Here is a 16,238-nt window from a genome sequence, read left to right as displayed (position 1 = left end):
AATAGAAAATTATGAAAATATATATAAAAATAGGACTATTGATTCTTATGGGGATTAGTTTTTCTTCATGTGGTGACTTTTTAGATGAAGAGCCCCCAACATTTATATCAGGGGAAAATTATTATAAAACAGCCGGAGATGCCAGAACTGGGGTAGATGGAGCGTACGAGAGTTTAAATAATATTTATAGTAGATGGTGGCCTATTATTGATGTTTACACAGATGATTTGGTAACTAGAACTCAAGGAAATTCTGCTACAAATGATTTTGGAACGCACACTGTTACTGCTTCTAATTCTTTATTTGAGGGATATGGAATGTATACTATTTATTGGACTGGAATTGCTAGAGCTAATAATGTATTAGCGTATGTGCCAGATATAGAAATGGATGAGACTGAGAAAAACATTATACTTGGAGAGGCTAGAGCTTTAAGAGCTTTTTTCTATTACAATTTAGCCAGAGCTTATGGAGATTTACCTCTAATTGTAAATGCAGTGACTACAGAAAGTGATTTTATGAAGCCTAGGTCTAGTGTAGATGATATTTATAATCAAATTATCATACCAGATTTAAAGTTTGCAGAAAATAATTGTCGTGATGGTTTGCATGATGGACATATTAGTAAGTGGACTGCTAAATTAATTTTATCTGAAGTTTATTTAACAAGAGCTGGATGGAGACGAACTTCTCAAGGAACTTTTGTTCAAGGAGATCAAAGTAACTGGGCTTTAGCTAGAGATAAAGCAAAAGAAGTAATAGACAATTCACCTCATGGGCTAAATAAAGATGAGGTAATAAATGGGGCTAATGTTACACCAGCCTATGGTGTTGCATGGGATAAAAACAATGTATTTTCTAAAGAATCTATGTTAGAAATAGCCTATGTTGGTGTTGCTGGGTCTGGTAGTTGGTTAAGTAGAGAGTGTAGTCCAAGTTCTAATGGAGCAAGCTATTGGGGGGCTGGAGGAAACCAACCTTTGTTAGGCGAGGGGAATACAGGTACAGTTAGTGTTGGTTTACGTTTTCCTGGAAGACCACCAGGAGTAGGTACATATATTCCTACTCCAGATTTGTATGATGCTTTTGAAAGCGGAGATGAAAGGAGAGATTGGAGTATTATGACAAGGTATGACACAAGTGATGGGGCATCTTATGTGTGCCAACCGACAATGAGAAAATTCGTTGATATAGACTATTTTTTAGGACTAGATGGAACTAGTTTTCAATATACAAATGCCAATACAATTCTATATCGTTATGCAGATGCGTTGTTAATTTATGCAGAAGCTCAAAACGAAGCGGATAATGGTCCTAATGTTGACGCTTATAATGCTGTTAATGAGATTAGAAATAGAGCAGGATTAGGAGATTTAACAGCAGGCTTATCTCAGGTAGATTTTAGAGAGGCTGTATGGAAAGAGCGAAGATGTGAGTTTAATGGAGAGTCTAAACGTAAGTTTGATTTAATAAGAACCAATAGATTGGCTACAGAAACAGCAACAATAAATATTTTGTGGACTTCGGCACAAGGATCTTTAGCAGTGTACAGAAATTGTTATTCAGCAGTAAATGGTAGTATTCCTTGGCCAGATAATGAATGGTTATGGCCAATACCTCAATCTGAAATTGAATTAAATGCGAAAAATGGTTGGGTTCAAAATAAAGGATATTAAAATTTAAAACCACAAAAACCTTATTGTTTCTTTTTATTGAAGCAATAGGGTTTTTAGTTTTAATAGAGGTGATATTATGGATTCATGTCTAAAAAATAAATTATTTCAAAAAACAAAAAAATGAAACATAAATATTTTTTTTATATCATTTTGTTAGGGATTCTTTGTGGGCAGCTTTCATGTAGTACTAAAAATGGAATTATAGAACTAGAGCAAGAAACTGAAGAAGAACTAGAACAAAACCAAGAAATAGATTACAGTAATTACCCTGAGTTTTCATGGGATACTATGCCTTTATACATGCATGTGCGTAAAAACACTGCATATACGGATGAAGAAATAAATTACTTGGCCAGTTTTCCGCTAATAACACTAGAGAAATCTCAAGCACAAAACACCTATGGTTCTACAGAAGAGGGTACTTTGGCAACAGCAAGTGCCATAAAACTAAAAAATAATAAAGCTAAAGTTTTATACTATAGAAATGTAGTTATTAATTGGGGGAATTATAAAAATGATGATGAATTTATTAGTAAAAACCCTAGTGCTTTATTAAAAAATCAAAATAATGAATTGGTTTATATGCCAAATGGAAGCACTCCTTTTTTCGATATTACAAAAAGTTTTGTTCAAGAGTATTGGTTAAAAAGTGTTGAAGACATGGTCGCAACACCAAATATAGATGGAACTTTTATAGATGCCAATATTAAGGTTTTAGTACCAAGTTTTTTCTCAAGTAAAGTAGGGGTAAATAAACAAGCAGAAATAGAAAACAGTTATTTTTCTATGATGTCTAGATTAAAAGAAAGCTTATCAAACAATTTAATATTAGCCAATATAATTCGTGTAAGACCTGAATTTGAAGAAAATGGTTTGGAGTACTTAGGGTATTTTAATGGAAGTTATTTAGAAGGTTTTGATAGCGAAGCTTTTGGTATGAGCAATGCCGAGTACTTAGTAGAGGGAATTGAAGCGACTCAAAAAGCAGCACAATCTGGAAAAATAATAACAATGACTTTAGGTTTAGGCGAAGCTATTGACAATAATACCGGAATAGATGATCAAAGAGAAGATGTTGATTTAAATGACGAAGAACTTAATAAGCGTGTAGATTATTTATTAGCCATCTTTTTAATTTGTGCAGAAAAATATAGCTATGTCTATTTACATGATGGATATTTAGCTACGAACTCTGCAGTGTGGCTTCATCAATTTGATCAATATAAAAAAGCTTTAGGAGCTCCTTTAGGAAAAGCTATTAAGAATGGATATATCTATACTAGAAAATTTGAAAACTTAGATGTTTGGTTAAATCTAGAAACTCAAACAGCTACTTTAACTTGGAAGGAGTAGGAAGTATTGTAAGTATAAATAAGTATAGCTGTATAAATATTTGCTTTTAGAAGAGTGCTTTTAGATAGTAGACTCTAGTCTTTAACAAGAGAAATACTTGATGTATTAGAAAACTAAAGTTGGGTTGTAAATGTTGCAATTGAAGTGTAAAGTCAAACTTTAATTTTTTTTAGTGTTAATAATTTAAAGAGTAAAATAAATGCATAAAAAGAGTAAGTATTAACAACTAAAAGGGTTTTTAAGCATTATCTAAGCAATACTATGATTAATATGAGAAAGTAAATTTAGTGTTTTGCTAATACTTTAGCTAAAAAGTAGAGGCTATCTTTTTAGGTATTAGCTAAAACTTCTAAGTACAATAAAATTTTAAATTTTTAATAAATGAGTTTTAAAAACATCAACAAGTATGTATTACTGCTTGCTACAGTAATAATTTTTAGCAATTCTTTATATTCTCAAGGTAGTGAAAAGGGGATGGAGGAGATGTGGGGAGACACATCTGTAACTGAAGATGCTTTAAAGAATGGAAAAGGAAAGTTTTTTGATGAGAGTAACTTTGGAATGTTTATACATTGGGGGTTGTTTTCTAATTTAGGTGGGGTGTGGAAAGATAAAACTTACTACGGAATTGGAGAATGGATTATGAATCCTAGAATGGCAGGGATCCCTGTAGATGATTATAAAAAAATTGCAAATGATTTTAATCCTGTAAACTTTGATGCTAAGAAAATTGCAAGATTAGCCAAGGATGCAGGGATGAAGTATATTATTATTACTAGTAAACATCATGAAGGGTTTGCGATGTTTGATAGTAAGGTAAGTGATTTTAATATTGTTGATGCTACTCCTTTTGGTAGAGATCCTATGCACGAATTGGCAGATGCTTGTCATGAATTAGGTTTAGGATTTGGGTTTTATTATTCTCATAATCAAGATTGGACTGCTCCAGGAGGAACTAGAGGGCCTAAAGTTGATCAAAATGGTAAAGAAGCTACTTTTAAAGATTATTTCTATAATAAATGTAAGCCACAAGTAAGAGAAATTTGTACCAATTATGGAGAAATAGATTTTGTTTGGTTTGATACTCCAGGTGATATGGAAAAGAAATATGTTGTGGAGTTGGCAGAAATGGTAAGAGAATTACAGCCAAAGGCTATGATGTGTAGTAGAGTTGGTTATGGTTTAGGAGATTATGCAAGTGTTGGTGATATGGAAGTGCCTACAAAGAGAATTAAAGGATTGTGGGAAACTTGTGATACTAACAACGACTCTTGGTCATATGCATGGTATGATAATAATTTTAAAAGCCCTAAAATAATCTTAGGAAGATTGATAGAAACTGTTGGTAGAGGAGGATCATATTTATTTAATGTAGGTCCAAATGCCTTGGGTGAGGTACCTCAAATAGGAGCAGAGTTTTTAGAAGAAGCTGGAGCTTGGATTAAAAAATATCCCCAAGTTATTTATGGAGCAGGACCGTCTCCATGGGATTATAAATTGGCATGGGGTGATGTAACCACAAATGGAGAATCTATGTTTTTAGCAGTGTCAGAATGGCCAAAAGATGGAAAATTACATTTGCCAGGGTTTAAAAGTGAAATTGCTTCAGCAAGATTGTTAAAAGGAAATAGAAGTTCTAAAGTTAATTTTAAAGCAAATAATGGATGGGTTACTTTTGATGTTCCTTTTGAAGCACCAGAAAAATTAATTTCTGTTATAGAGGTTAAACTTAAAGGGAAACATCAAGGAGTTGATGATACTTTGGCAATTTATCCAAATGTAGAAACAGAATTGATTACGGAGTTTGGTGTAGTTACAAACGCTGAGCAAAAAAATATAAGATGGATGGAGAAGTTTGGAGAGTGGAAACATGTTAATCAAGTTGGAAGCTGGAAAGAAGGTGGTAAGGTAACTTGGACAGTAAATGTAAAAGAAGCAGGGTATTATTATTTAGACTTGGCATATAGTGGAGAAAATCGTTTGGTATGGAAAACTGAAACAGATGAGGGGATTGTTGTTCAAAATCAACAAGCGGCCACTGAAAAATATGAGTTTTATAAAATGGGGATTTTAGAATTTAAAACTCCAGGAAAACATACAATTACTACTTCTTTGGTAGAAGGGAATCCTAAAACCTCAAGTTTAAAGACACTAAAGTTATCTCCAATTAATGAGTAAAACTTTAATTATGAAAGCATTTTTGAAAAAGTTTATTTGTTTAGGAGTAATTTTTTTACTCAGCTTATCTGTAAATGGTCAATCTAAAACAAATAAAGATTACTATCCTGAATTTAGCTGGAAAACAGTTCCCGTTGCTTTTCATTTTGCAAAACGAAATGGATTAATGACCGATAAGGAACTAGATTTTGTTACCTCACATTCAAACTTTATTGTTTTAGAAAAAGGCCACGGAGGTGATATAAGAACTGAAAAAGGAATAGATAACGAAGCACAAAGAATTAAGGATATTAATCCTAAAGCAAAAGTTGTTTTTTATTGGAATGCTTTTTTAGATTACAATTTATATGATGCTCATAAGGAGTATGAAAATCACAAAGAATGGTGGCTAAAAAAGTTAGATGGAAATTATGATTATAAATCGGCTAAAGTAAAACGTTATGATTTATCTAATCCAGCATTTAGAAAATGGTGGGTAAGCATAGCAAAAAAAGCGGTTGTTGATGGTCATGCTGATGGTGTTTTTATGGATGCTTTTATTCAAGTAATTAACAAAGGAAATATTGAATTATGGGGACAGAAAAAATATGATGCTATACAACAGGGACTAAAAGATTTAATTGCAGAAACAAGAGCTGCTATTGGAGAGGATCACCTTATCGTTTATAATGGTATTCGTTCTATTCCTAATAGAAATGTTGGAAATGATTTTCCAGAACACACAGATGCTGTGATGATTGAGCATTTTGCTAATTTTCAAAGTAAGTCAAAAGAAAGTATGTTGCAAGATATTCTAGAAATGGAAAAAGCAGGAAAAACAGGTAAAATAGTTGTTTTTAAAGCTTGGCCAAATGAACATTCGTGGATAGATAAAAATTTTATGGCTAAACCATTACAGGAAAAAAGAAAAATAGCACGAGCTAATATAACTTTTCCTTTGGCAGCTTTTTTAGCAGGGGCACAAGAAAACTCTTACTTTATTTATAATTGGGGTTATAGAATGGATGATGGGGGATTGGAATGGTACCCTGAATTAGACAAGTCTCTAGGAAAGCCATTAAATGAAATGAAGGTTCATAACTGGGAGTTAACAAGAAATTATGAACATGCATCTGTTTGGTTGAACTTAGCAACTAAAGAAGCTAAAATTAATTGGAAATAAGATGTATGTTATAATAAAGCAACTAATACATTAAATAATAAATTTTAACTAAAAATGAATCGATTTATAAAATCAGGATTTTTTCTTCTTTTAACATTATTACAAATTTCATGTAAAGAAAAAGAAACAAAAAAAGTAACTACAACTAAACCTAATGTAATTGTTGTAATTACTGACGATCAGGGGTATGGGGATTTAGGACATACCGGTAACCCAATAATTAAAACACCAACAATTGATCAGTTTTCTAAGCAAGCTGTAAATTTAACTAATTATCATGTGGGAACTACTTGTGCACCTACAAGAGCTGGTTTATTAACAGGTAGAAACTGTAATAGAAATGGAGTTTGGCATACCATTATGGGGGCTTCTATGTTAAATAAAGAGGAAGTTACTTTGGCAAATGTACTACAGAATAAAGGTTATAATACAGCAATGTTCGGAAAATGGCATTTGGGAGACAATCATCCTTTTTTACCAGAAGATAGAGGTTTTCAAGAAGCTTTTTATCATAGTGGTGGTGGAGTAGGACAAACTCCAGATTATTGGAAAAACGATTACTTTGATGATACTTATATGAGAAACGGAGTTCCAGAAAAGAAAGAAGGATATTGTACAGATATTTGGTTTGATGAAGCTATCCAGTTCATAGAAAATAAAAAAAATGAACCTTTCTTTTGTTATTTAAGTTTAAATGCTCCACATGGTCCTTATAATGTGCCAGAAGAGTACTATAATATTTATAAAGATGAAACAAGTATTATAGAAGCTCAGAAACGTTTTTATGGTATGATTACCAATGTAGATGATAATTTTAAAAAGTTATTAAAAAAACTTGAAACATTAGGGATTGCAGATAATACAATTGTAGTATTTACTACTGATAATGGTACAGCAAAAGGTTATAAACAAGATCCTAAAACTAAAGAATACCATGGGTATAATGCTGGTATGAAAGGAACAAAAGGTAGTGAGTACGATGGTGGTCATAGAGTTCCATTTATTATTAGATGGCCAAATGGAGGTTTGTCTGGAGGGAAATCTTTAGATCAATTAGTTGCACATGTAGATGTTTTACCAACGTTTGTTAGTTTGTTAGGTGAAGAGTATGTGTCACATAAAACAATGGATGGGGCTGATATGAGTAATTATTTATTAGGAGAAATACAAGAGGCACCTAAAAGATATTTAGTTACAGATACACAACGTGTAAACTGGCCTGTTAAAGGAAAGAATAGTTGTGTAATGGATGATGAATGGAGGTTGATTAGAGGTACAGAATTGTATAATATTAAACAAGATCCGGGGCAAGAAAACAACCTTGCAACTCAATATCCAGATAAGGTTGCAGAAATGAATGCTTTTTATGATGAATGGTGGGCAGATGTAATTAAAGAAACTAAATACTCAACAATTGAATTAGGAGTTGATGATGAAGAGGTATTAACTTGTCATGATGCAAGAACAGTAGATTACTATCCACCATGGAATCAACAATTAATTAGAGAAGGAAAACCAATGAAACCAGCTTCTTTCTCTGTAAATTTTGTAGAAGGAGGTAAATACAAATTCTATTTAAGAAGATGGCCTAAAGAAAGTGGATTAGCATTAGGTGCCGCTACAAAAGATGGAGTGAAACCGACATTATATACAGAAGAAGTAATTGATGGGAAAGCTATGAAGTTTAAAAAAGCTTATCTGAAAATTGGGAATCATTTAATAGAAACATCTGTTGATAATGAGAAAACAGCTGCTGTATTAGAAATGGAAGTACCTAAGGGAAAGACAAGCTTGTTAGCTTATTTTGATATGGAAAACGGAATATTAAGTAATGCGTTCTATGTTGATGTAGAAAAAATAAAATAAGAAATTTTCAATGTATCTTAAAAAAGCTCAGCATTGTGAATGTTGAGCTTTTTTTAATGATTAATTTTTTATCACTAAATATTAAAAACAAAAAACCACAACAATTAAGTTGTGGTTTTTAATGTGGTCCTCCAGTCCCGAAACTTCGGGAGAACCATGGCTTTTATCTTTTTTATAGAGAATATCACTTAAAATAGTTTGATTTTTAATAGTTTTCTGAATAAACTTAATGTTTTTACATTAAGCTATAAAAAACAAAAAACCACAACAATTAAGTTGTGGTTTTTAATGTGGTGCCTCCAGGAATCGAACCAGGGACACAAGGATTTTCAGTCCTTTGCTCTACCAACTGAGCTAAGGCACCATGCTTAACTTAGCGGTTGCAAATTTATACTTTTTTATAGATAAACAGTAGGTTTTTAGATAAAAAATTCATGTTTTTTTAAAATATTTTCTATGCTTTTCATTATGAGTATATTATAAAAATAGTATTTATAAAATAATTATAGAATTCATATTTATTTTGTGAAACCCGTAAGTTAAAAGTATTTTTACGTACTTATATAGAAATTATTAAATATGCGTATTGGTATAGTTTGTTATCCTACATTTGGAGGTAGTGGAGTTGTGGCAACAGAGTTAGGAATGGCATTGGCTCAAAAGGGGTATGAGATTCATTTTATTACCTATCATCCACCAGTTAGATTAGATTTAATTTCTAGTGGTATTCACTTTCATCAAGTGCAAATAGAAGAATATTCTTTATTTCATTATCAGCCATATGAGCTAGCTTTGTCTAGTAAAATGGTTCAGATAGTAGAAAAACACAATTTAGAACTATTGCATGTACATTATGCTATTCCTCATGCTTATGCGGCTTATATGGCTAAAAAAATGTTGCATGAAAAAGGAATTGACATAAGAGTAGTCACCACCTTACACGGAACGGATATTACTTTGGTTGGAAGTCATCCAAATTATAAAACAGCTGTAGAATTTAGTATTAATCACTCAGATGTAGTTACAACCGTTTCTAATAGTTTAAAAGAAGATACTTATCGATTGTTTGATATCAAAAGAGAGATAGAAGTAGTATATAATTTTATAGAGTTAGAAAAGTATGAAAATCACCCTTTAAAAGGAGTTGACTGTCAAAGAGGAAGTATTGCTACAGAAGATGAGTTTATTTTAACTCATATTAGTAATTACAGACCTGTAAAGAGAGCTAAGGATGTGATAAAAATATTTGCCAAAGTTTTAGAAACTAAGCCTGCAAAATTAATTTTGGTAGGAGAGGGGCCTGAAATGGTTGATGTTAAAAAATTAGCTCGTGAGTTAGGAGTTTTTGATAAGATAGTTTTCTTAGGGAATAGTACAGAGGTTGATAAAATTTTGTGTTATACAGATGTGTTTTTATTGCCTTCTAAATCAGAAAGTTTCGGATTGGCAGCATTAGAAGCGATGGCAGCTAGAACTCCAGTGATTTCTACAAATACTGGAGGATTGCCAGAAGTAAATGTACATGGTGTTACTGGTTTTTTAAGTGATGTAAAAGATGTGAATGATATGGCTAAAAATACTTTAAAGTTAATTGAAAGCAAAGAAGTATTAGAAGGATATAAGCAAAATGCTTTAGAGAGAGCCAAAGAGTTTAGTATAGATAATGTTTTACCTAAATACGAAGCAATTTATAAAAGTTTAGTACTTACGGCATAAAATAAAATTAAGCGCATAAAAAAACGTCTTCATTATATAATGAAGACGTTTTTTATTTTTTATCAATGATGATTACATTCTTTTCATTTGATCTTTCATCATTTTAATTTGATCAGTAAGCATTCCGTGCTTATCTAATTTTTTAGCTTCATTTAATAAAGTGGTAGCTTCTCTTTTTCTACGTTTACTCATTGCAATTCCAGCTAAGTTTAATTTAGCCATAGCAATATCATGATTCATACGTAATCCAATTCCTAAAGCTTTTTTAAATAACTTTTCAGATTGTGTCATGTTTTTTTGAGCTAATAAAATAGCTTGTAAATAGTAAAAATATGCTTGTTGAGAAGTGATTAAAGCCATTTCTGGTTTTTTAATTTTATCTAGCCATTTAGCAGTTCCTTCCATATTTTGCTTTCTCATTTGTAAAAAAGCCAACAATAAGATTTCATTTTTGAAATATAAAAAAACAAAAATACCAGCTAACAATAATAATAAAATACCATTACCTATATTTTCATCAATAAACTGTAATACAGCTAATACAGTAACTCCTGCTGCTAAAACTAATTTTAAATACTTGTGAAACATATTACTTGTTTGAATTTATAAGATTTGCGAATTTACATTAATATTTATTGATATCAGAATGCAATTTATTTTTTATAGTATTTTTTAAACTTTAAGTAAGCCAATACGCCAAGTATTGCTACTATTACTATAGAGTAATATACAAAGCTAGGTGTTACCACTTGATCTCCACTTGCATATGAATGTAATCCAGATAGGTAAAAGTTTACTCCAAAATAAGTCATCATAATACTAGCAAAAGCATAAACAGAAATAATGTTAAAAGTAAATTTACTTCTTAAACCAGGAACCAAACGCATGTGTAAAACAAAAGCATAAACCATAATACTGATTAATGCCCAAGTTTCTTTAGGATCCCATCCCCAGTAACGTCCCCAACTTTCGTTAGCCCACATACCTCCTAAAAAGTTTCCTATGGTTAACATCACCAAACCAACAGTCATACTCATTTCGTTGATGATGGTTAATTCGTCAATTTTAACTTTTAGAGATTTTTTGTTTTTACTAGTGGTTAAAATCATTAAGATTAAAGCAACCAATCCTAATATCATACTTAAAGTAAATGGACCATAACTAGCTACAATAATAGCTACGTGAATCATTAACCAATATGAATTTAATACAGGTTGTAGGTTTGCAATTTGTGGATCCATCCAATTCCAATGCGCAATCATTAAAATCATGGCAGCAACAAAGGCTGTAGCGGCAATGGTTAAAGAAGATTTTCTTCCGAAGATTAATCCAAATAACATGGTTGCCCAAGCTACATATATAATAGATTCATATGCGTCAGACCAAGGTGCGTGTCCACTAATAAACCAACGAACCCCTAATCCTGCTGTTTGTAATATAAATAAGAAAATAACAATTGCTATAGATCCTTTAATTAAAGCTCTAACTACTTTTCCATCTTTAAAAATTTGGAAAATAATTAACAAGAATAATATTGTACTAATATAAGTGTAGTATGAAAATAGTTTTTTGAAAATATCATACTTGTTGTAAGTAATTTCATAATCAATTTTCTTTTGGCTTGGATATATTTCTGCTCCGTATTTTTTTTGAAAGTTTTTAATACCTCCTAAAATTTCATTAGCATCAGCATAATCTCCACTTTGTTGAGCTTGCCATAAAACTTGTTTGTAAGCAGGTAAAATTTGTTTTACAAAAACGGAATCAGTTCCTTTAAATCCAGCAGTTTCTAATTCTAATTGCGAAACCCATTTGTTGTTTTCATCACCTATTTTAGGGTAAATACGCAAAATACTACCACTAATAGCAGTGTATAACAAACCAACACGCTTGTCTACATTAATTACATCTTTTTCAAAAGCACTTTTGATTTGGCTTTTTTCGGCATCGGCAACATAAGAAACAAGTTTGTAGTTTCCGTTAGGATCTATAAAGTTTGATAAAGAAGCGTATTTTGATTTGACATCAATTCCTAAAACAGTTCTAATTTTTTCATCATTTCTTTCTAAATAAACTACAGGAGCATCAAACCAAAGCCTAGGGTTTTGTACGATTGATAAAAATACTTGATTGGCATCTAAACTTTCAAAAGTTTCACTTTTACTTACTTTTCTTAATAATTCGCTAGCAAAAGTATTGATAGGTTTCATACGTCCTCCAGCATCTTGAATTACAATTTTACTAAATTCAAGTGCATGTTCTGGTTTTACGGCATTTTTTACAATGGCATCTTTTACTTCTTGAGGAGATAAAACTTCCATTTGTTGATGGTTGTGTTCCTCTTCTGCACTGTGGTTGTGTCCTTCGTGACTTTCTTCGTGAACTACTTCAGCACCATGATTGTGACCTTCGTGGTTGTGATCTTCATCTCCGTATTGAGCAAAGCTAAAAGTAGAACTTAGTCCAAGGATTAAAGCAATAATGCTTGTTTTATTTTTTAGTTTTCTAAGTTTTTTACCTAATTGTCCAAAACGAGAATTTTTCATAAATAAAATCATAATCAATCCAGTATATAACATAGAGTAACCAATATAAGTGATGGTAGTTCCAATAGCATCGTGGTTTACAGATAATCTGGTTTCTTCTTTAGGACCAGATAAATCATAACTAGATTGGAAAAATTTATATCCTCTATAATCTAAAATATGATTCATAAAAATTCTAAAATCAAAAGTATTGTTTTGTTCTTCATCAATTAGTGTTACTTCGCTAGCATAAGAAGCAGCAGACTCTGAACCTGGATATTTTTCTAATTGGAAATCGTTTAATTTAATAAAGAACGGAAGTTTTAAAATTTTAGAACCATAAGACAAATTAAAGTTTAAACCAGCCAATGTAAAACTTACAGGTTTGTTAGAGGTGAATTTTCCTCCTTTTACTTGTATTAAAGTCATTTTATCTTTAGAGGTTACTTTAAAAGTTAATAAAGCTTCTGGAAATGCTTTTTTATCTTTTGCAGAAATTACTTTCATTTCACCAACAATAGGTTTTTCTGGTACAACAAAACTCAACCCAGCAATTTGGTGTAAACTTAAATAGTTAAATTTTTCTGGGGTATTTGCAGTAATTGTTCCTTGGAACTGATCTGCCATACGCATAAAAGATCCATCTAATTTAGATTCTAAAATTAATTCCCCATCTTTTTCGGTAAAGTTGATAGAGGCATTTTCTGCATTTTCATATCCTACTAAAATACCGTGAATATTTTCTAAATCTCCTTTTTTAATATAATGATCGTGTCTAGATCCTTCACTAGATTCTACAAAGTGAATAAAAGTTTCTCCTTTTTCTGTTCTAGTAAATTCTGTTTTAGCGTTTGGAATGTAATCTGTTAATTCAAATTCAACTTCTTGTCCTCTAAAATCAGTTTCAAAATGATAAGTAGCCTTCCCTTTTGCAGAAAGTAAAATTGGGCTATGGGCATACTTTTCTTCTTTAAAGTTGTGTATATTGACGTTTAGGTAGGTAGTTTCTGAAAAGAATTCATTTGTCTTTTCGCCCTCTAATATAGGCATCACTCCTTCATAACTCACGTATCTTGTTACAGCAGCACCAATAATAATTAATAAGAAAGAAACATGGAATAATAAAATTCCCCATTTTTCTTTTTTGTATAATTTGTATTTAAAAATATTTCCAAAAAAGTTGATGATAAAAAGTAACATGATAGTTTCAAACCACCAAGTGTTATAAACCAGTGCTTTAGAGGTCTCAGTACCGTAATCATTTTCTATAAAAGTGGCAATTCCCATTGCTGCTCCAAACACAACGAATAGGATAGACATTAGCCTAGTACTGTACAAAATATTCCAGATTTTTTTCATGGGTAATATTAAATTTTTTGAGGTGCTAAAATACGTAAATAAACCCCAAAAACCTGTCAATATTAGTGCCAATATGCGTAGGTTTTAGATTTAAATTGATGAAATTAATAAGAATAGTATTTGATTTAATTGTTATTAATCTCTAATATTGACGAAAATATATTTTAACCTATGAAGAATTATCAAGTAGCAGTTGTAGGGTCGGGGCCTTCAGGTGCATCGGCAGCATTTCACCTAGCCAAAGCAGGTATTAAAACTGTTATTTTAGAGAAAGAAGTTTTACCAAGATATAAAGTTTGTGGTGGTGGTTTTGTGTATAGAGGTAGAAAAGATATGCCTTTTGATGTTTCTGAAGTTGTAGATATTGAATTCAACAGAGTTGATGTTTACATGGGAAAAGACCTACATTTTATTACCGAAAGAGAAAAACCTATTGTATCTTTGGTAATGAGAGATACTTTTGATGAATTAATTGTTAGTAAGGCAAAAGAATTAGGAGTAGAAATTATTGAAAACTGTAAGGTGAAATCTTTAAACAAGGTGGATGGTATGGTTGAGATAGAAACTTCTCAAGGAATGGTACAAACTCAGTTTGTAATTGCTGCTGATGGAGTTTACAGCCAAGTTGCTAAAATGGCAGGATGGAAAGAAGATACGCGTACCTTAATTCCAGCTTTAGAGTATGAAGTTGAAGTAAATCAAAAAGATTTTGATAGGTTATCTAAAGAAATCCGTTTTGATATAGATGCTATCCCTGCTGGTTATGGATGGTGTTTCCCTAAAAAGAACCATTTGTCTATTGGAGTAGGAGTTATTTTAAATGACAATAAAAAAATAAAAGAATACTGCGCAGAGTATATTAAGTTTTTAGGTATTGAAGAGATTCTTAGTATAGAAAAACACGGATATCAAATTCCTGTAACGCCTCGTTTAGATGGTTTTGTTAAAAACAATGTATTTTTAATTGGTGATGCTGCTGGTTTTGCAGACCCATTAACAGCAGAAGGAATTTCTAATGCTATATTAAGCGGTAAGTTGGTTGCAGAAGCTATTGCAGAAGCCAATGGAGATGAAGAAAAAGCTGCAAAAACTTATTCTGATATTATTGAAAATACCATAATGCCAGAATTATTAACATCTATGAAGTTGGCCAAATTATTTTATGCGAGTAAAATAGTTAGGAAATTTTTGTTAAAAAAATATGGACAAAGATTTAGTGAGGCTATGACAGATATTTTTATGGGTGAAAAGAACTATCCTAAAGATGTAAACGATAAAATTAAAGAAAAGTTAAAAGGATTGATTTTTTAAGAAACAATTTCTTTAAGAATATAAAAGCTAGTATTATTTAATGATACTAGCTTTTTTATTACTGTAGCTAAGCTTTTTATTCCTCTTTTATAAATTGATTATCTTTCCATATCAAAATATTACAGATGTCTAAAATCAAATGGGGAATAATAGGTTTAGGAAATATTGCTCAAAAATTTGCCAAAGATTTAGCTACCATTCCTAATGCCGAGTTATATGCTGTTGCCTCAAGAAATAAAGAGAAATCAGAACAGTTTGCAAAAGAATATCAAGTAGTTAAAAGTTATAATTCTTACAAAGATTTGGCTAAGGATTCAGAGGTTGATGCAGTTTATATAGCAACACCACATAGTTTTCATAAAGAACATGCTATTTTATGTATGATGCATAAGAAAGCTGTGTTATGTGAAAAACCTTTTGCTATGAATTTTGATGAAGTGCAAGAAATGATTAGCGTTTCTAAAGAGCAAAATGTGTTGTTGATGGAAGCTTTGTGGACTTATTTTTTACCTCATTATCAATATGTTTTAGAGTTCCTAAAAAATAAAACTTTAGGTGATATAATTTCTTTAGAGGCAGATTTTGGCTTTTATAAACTTTTTGATAACGAAGATAGATTGTTTAAAAAAGAAGTAGGAGGAGGGAGTTTATTAGATATAGGTATTTATCCCATATTTGTAGCTTTAACTATTTTAGGAATGCCTAAAAATATTGAAGCAAAAGCAATGTTTTTTAAAAATGGAGCTGATGAAAGTTGTGATATGATTTTTCATTATCAACATGCAAAAGCATATTTAAAAAGTTCTATTCAAAAACAAACAGCTACTCAAGCTATTTTTACTTGCGAAGAAGGAATCATAAAAATGAACACAGCTTTTTTTATGCCAGCAACAGTTAGTATTATCAAAAATGGACAAGAAGAAATTGTAGATTTTGGTGTAAAAACAATAGGTTATAATTACGAGATAGCACATTTTAATCAATTACTTAGTAAAGGAAAAAAAGAAAGTGATATCATGACTTTTGAGTTTTCTAAAAAATTAATAAAAACTTTAGATGCCGTTAGAGAAACTATAGGCTTAACGTATTAAT

The 16,238-nt window shown here is 31.2% G+C and carries 10 protein-coding genes and 1 tRNA gene; 8 read left to right on the top strand and 3 right to left on the bottom strand.

Annotated elements, in window-relative coordinates; translation table 11 throughout:
* The first annotated feature begins 11 nt into the window (after positions 1 to 11).
* The 5 genes from AXE80_RS08885 to AXE80_RS08865 all read left to right on the top strand — a co-directional run bounded on the left by AXE80_RS08885 (position 12) and on the right by AXE80_RS08865 (position 8,235).
* Entirely contained in the window at positions 12 to 1,676 is a 1,665-nt protein-coding gene (locus tag AXE80_RS08885) for a RagB/SusD family nutrient uptake outer membrane protein (RefSeq protein ID WP_083194634.1), read from the top strand.
* A 120-nt stretch (positions 1,677 to 1,796) separates the two neighbouring features.
* Positions 1,797 to 3,029: a putative glycoside hydrolase gene (locus tag AXE80_RS08880; RefSeq protein WP_068826447.1), complete on the top strand. Its 1,233-nt coding sequence runs from the start codon at positions 1,797 to 1,799 to the stop codon at positions 3,027 to 3,029.
* A 381-nt stretch (positions 3,030 to 3,410) separates the two neighbouring features.
* Positions 3,411 to 5,207, top strand: a complete 1,797-nt coding sequence (locus tag AXE80_RS08875; RefSeq protein WP_068826445.1) for an alpha-L-fucosidase — start codon at positions 3,411 to 3,413, stop codon at positions 5,205 to 5,207.
* A 10-nt stretch (positions 5,208 to 5,217) separates the two neighbouring features.
* The gene (locus AXE80_RS08870) at positions 5,218 to 6,369 is read left to right on the top strand and encodes a putative glycoside hydrolase (protein WP_169816820.1); all 1,152 of its coding nucleotides are present in this window, start codon (positions 5,218 to 5,220) and stop codon (positions 6,367 to 6,369) included.
* 54 nt (positions 6,370 to 6,423) lie between these two features.
* Complete coding sequence (locus AXE80_RS08865) at positions 6,424 to 8,235, top strand: arylsulfatase (RefSeq protein ID WP_068826440.1); 1,812 nt, start codon at positions 6,424 to 6,426, stop codon at positions 8,233 to 8,235.
* 291 nt (positions 8,236 to 8,526) lie between these two features.
* Here the strand turns inward: AXE80_RS08865 and AXE80_RS08860 are convergent.
* A tRNA-Phe gene (locus AXE80_RS08860) sits at positions 8,527 to 8,599 on the bottom strand.
* Positions 8,600 to 8,814: 215 nt separating this feature from the next.
* Here AXE80_RS08860 and bshA point away from each other — a divergent pair.
* A complete protein-coding gene (bshA, locus tag AXE80_RS08855) occupies positions 8,815 to 9,951 on the top strand; it encodes an N-acetyl-alpha-D-glucosaminyl L-malate synthase BshA (RefSeq protein ID WP_068826438.1) in 1,137 nt (378 codons plus the stop codon).
* 72 nt (positions 9,952 to 10,023) lie between these two features.
* Here the strand turns inward: bshA and AXE80_RS08850 are convergent, their stop codons facing one another.
* Together AXE80_RS08850 and AXE80_RS08845 are read right to left on the bottom strand one after the other, a co-directional pair.
* On the bottom strand, positions 10,024 to 10,539 hold the full coding sequence (locus tag AXE80_RS08850) for a hypothetical protein (RefSeq protein ID WP_068826436.1): 516 nt from the start codon (positions 10,537 to 10,539) through the stop codon (positions 10,024 to 10,026).
* A gap of 65 nt (positions 10,540 to 10,604) precedes the next feature.
* The gene (locus AXE80_RS08845) at positions 10,605 to 13,835 is read right to left on the bottom strand and encodes a cytochrome c biogenesis protein CcsA (protein WP_068826433.1); all 3,231 of its coding nucleotides are present in this window, start codon (positions 13,833 to 13,835) and stop codon (positions 10,605 to 10,607) included.
* Positions 13,836 to 14,006: 171 nt separating this feature from the next.
* On the opposite strand from AXE80_RS08845, the gene AXE80_RS08840 reads away from it, so the two are divergent.
* Together AXE80_RS08840 and AXE80_RS08835 are read left to right on the top strand one after the other, a co-directional pair.
* Complete coding sequence (locus AXE80_RS08840) at positions 14,007 to 15,146, top strand: NAD(P)/FAD-dependent oxidoreductase (protein ID WP_068826430.1); 1,140 nt, start codon at positions 14,007 to 14,009, stop codon at positions 15,144 to 15,146.
* 125 nt (positions 15,147 to 15,271) lie between these two features.
* A complete protein-coding gene (locus AXE80_RS08835) occupies positions 15,272 to 16,237 on the top strand; it encodes a Gfo/Idh/MocA family protein (RefSeq protein WP_206208117.1) in 966 nt (321 codons plus the stop codon).
* The last annotated feature ends 1 nt before the right edge of the window (position 16,238 follow it).

The organism is Wenyingzhuangia fucanilytica (assembly GCF_001697185.1).
In the GTDB taxonomy this organism is placed as follows: Bacteria; Bacteroidota; Bacteroidia; order Flavobacteriales; family Flavobacteriaceae; genus Wenyingzhuangia; species Wenyingzhuangia fucanilytica.
The sequence above is the reverse complement of the archived record's forward strand: the minus strand, read 5'-3'. Positions and strand labels throughout refer to the sequence as shown.

Coding starts and splice junctions, on each gene's coding strand:
- AXE80_RS08885 (WP_083194634.1), top strand. CDS start 12: ATGAAAATATATATAAAAATAGGACTATTGATTCTTATGGGGATTAGT.
- AXE80_RS08880 (WP_068826447.1), top strand. CDS start 1,797: ATGAAACATAAATATTTTTTTTATATCATTTTGTTAGGGATTCTTTGT.
- AXE80_RS08875 (WP_068826445.1), top strand. CDS start 3,411: ATGAGTTTTAAAAACATCAACAAGTATGTATTACTGCTTGCTACAGTA.
- AXE80_RS08870 (WP_169816820.1), top strand. CDS start 5,218: ATGAAAGCATTTTTGAAAAAGTTTATTTGTTTAGGAGTAATTTTTTTA.
- AXE80_RS08865 (WP_068826440.1), top strand. CDS start 6,424: ATGAATCGATTTATAAAATCAGGATTTTTTCTTCTTTTAACATTATTA.
- bshA (WP_068826438.1), top strand. CDS start 8,815: ATGCGTATTGGTATAGTTTGTTATCCTACATTTGGAGGTAGTGGAGTT.
- AXE80_RS08850 (WP_068826436.1), bottom strand. CDS start 10,539: ATGTTTCACAAGTATTTAAAATTAGTTTTAGCAGCAGGAGTTACTGTA.
- AXE80_RS08845 (WP_068826433.1), bottom strand. CDS start 13,835: ATGAAAAAAATCTGGAATATTTTGTACAGTACTAGGCTAATGTCTATC.
- AXE80_RS08840 (WP_068826430.1), top strand. CDS start 14,007: ATGAAGAATTATCAAGTAGCAGTTGTAGGGTCGGGGCCTTCAGGTGCA.
- AXE80_RS08835 (WP_206208117.1), top strand. CDS start 15,272: ATGTCTAAAATCAAATGGGGAATAATAGGTTTAGGAAATATTGCTCAA.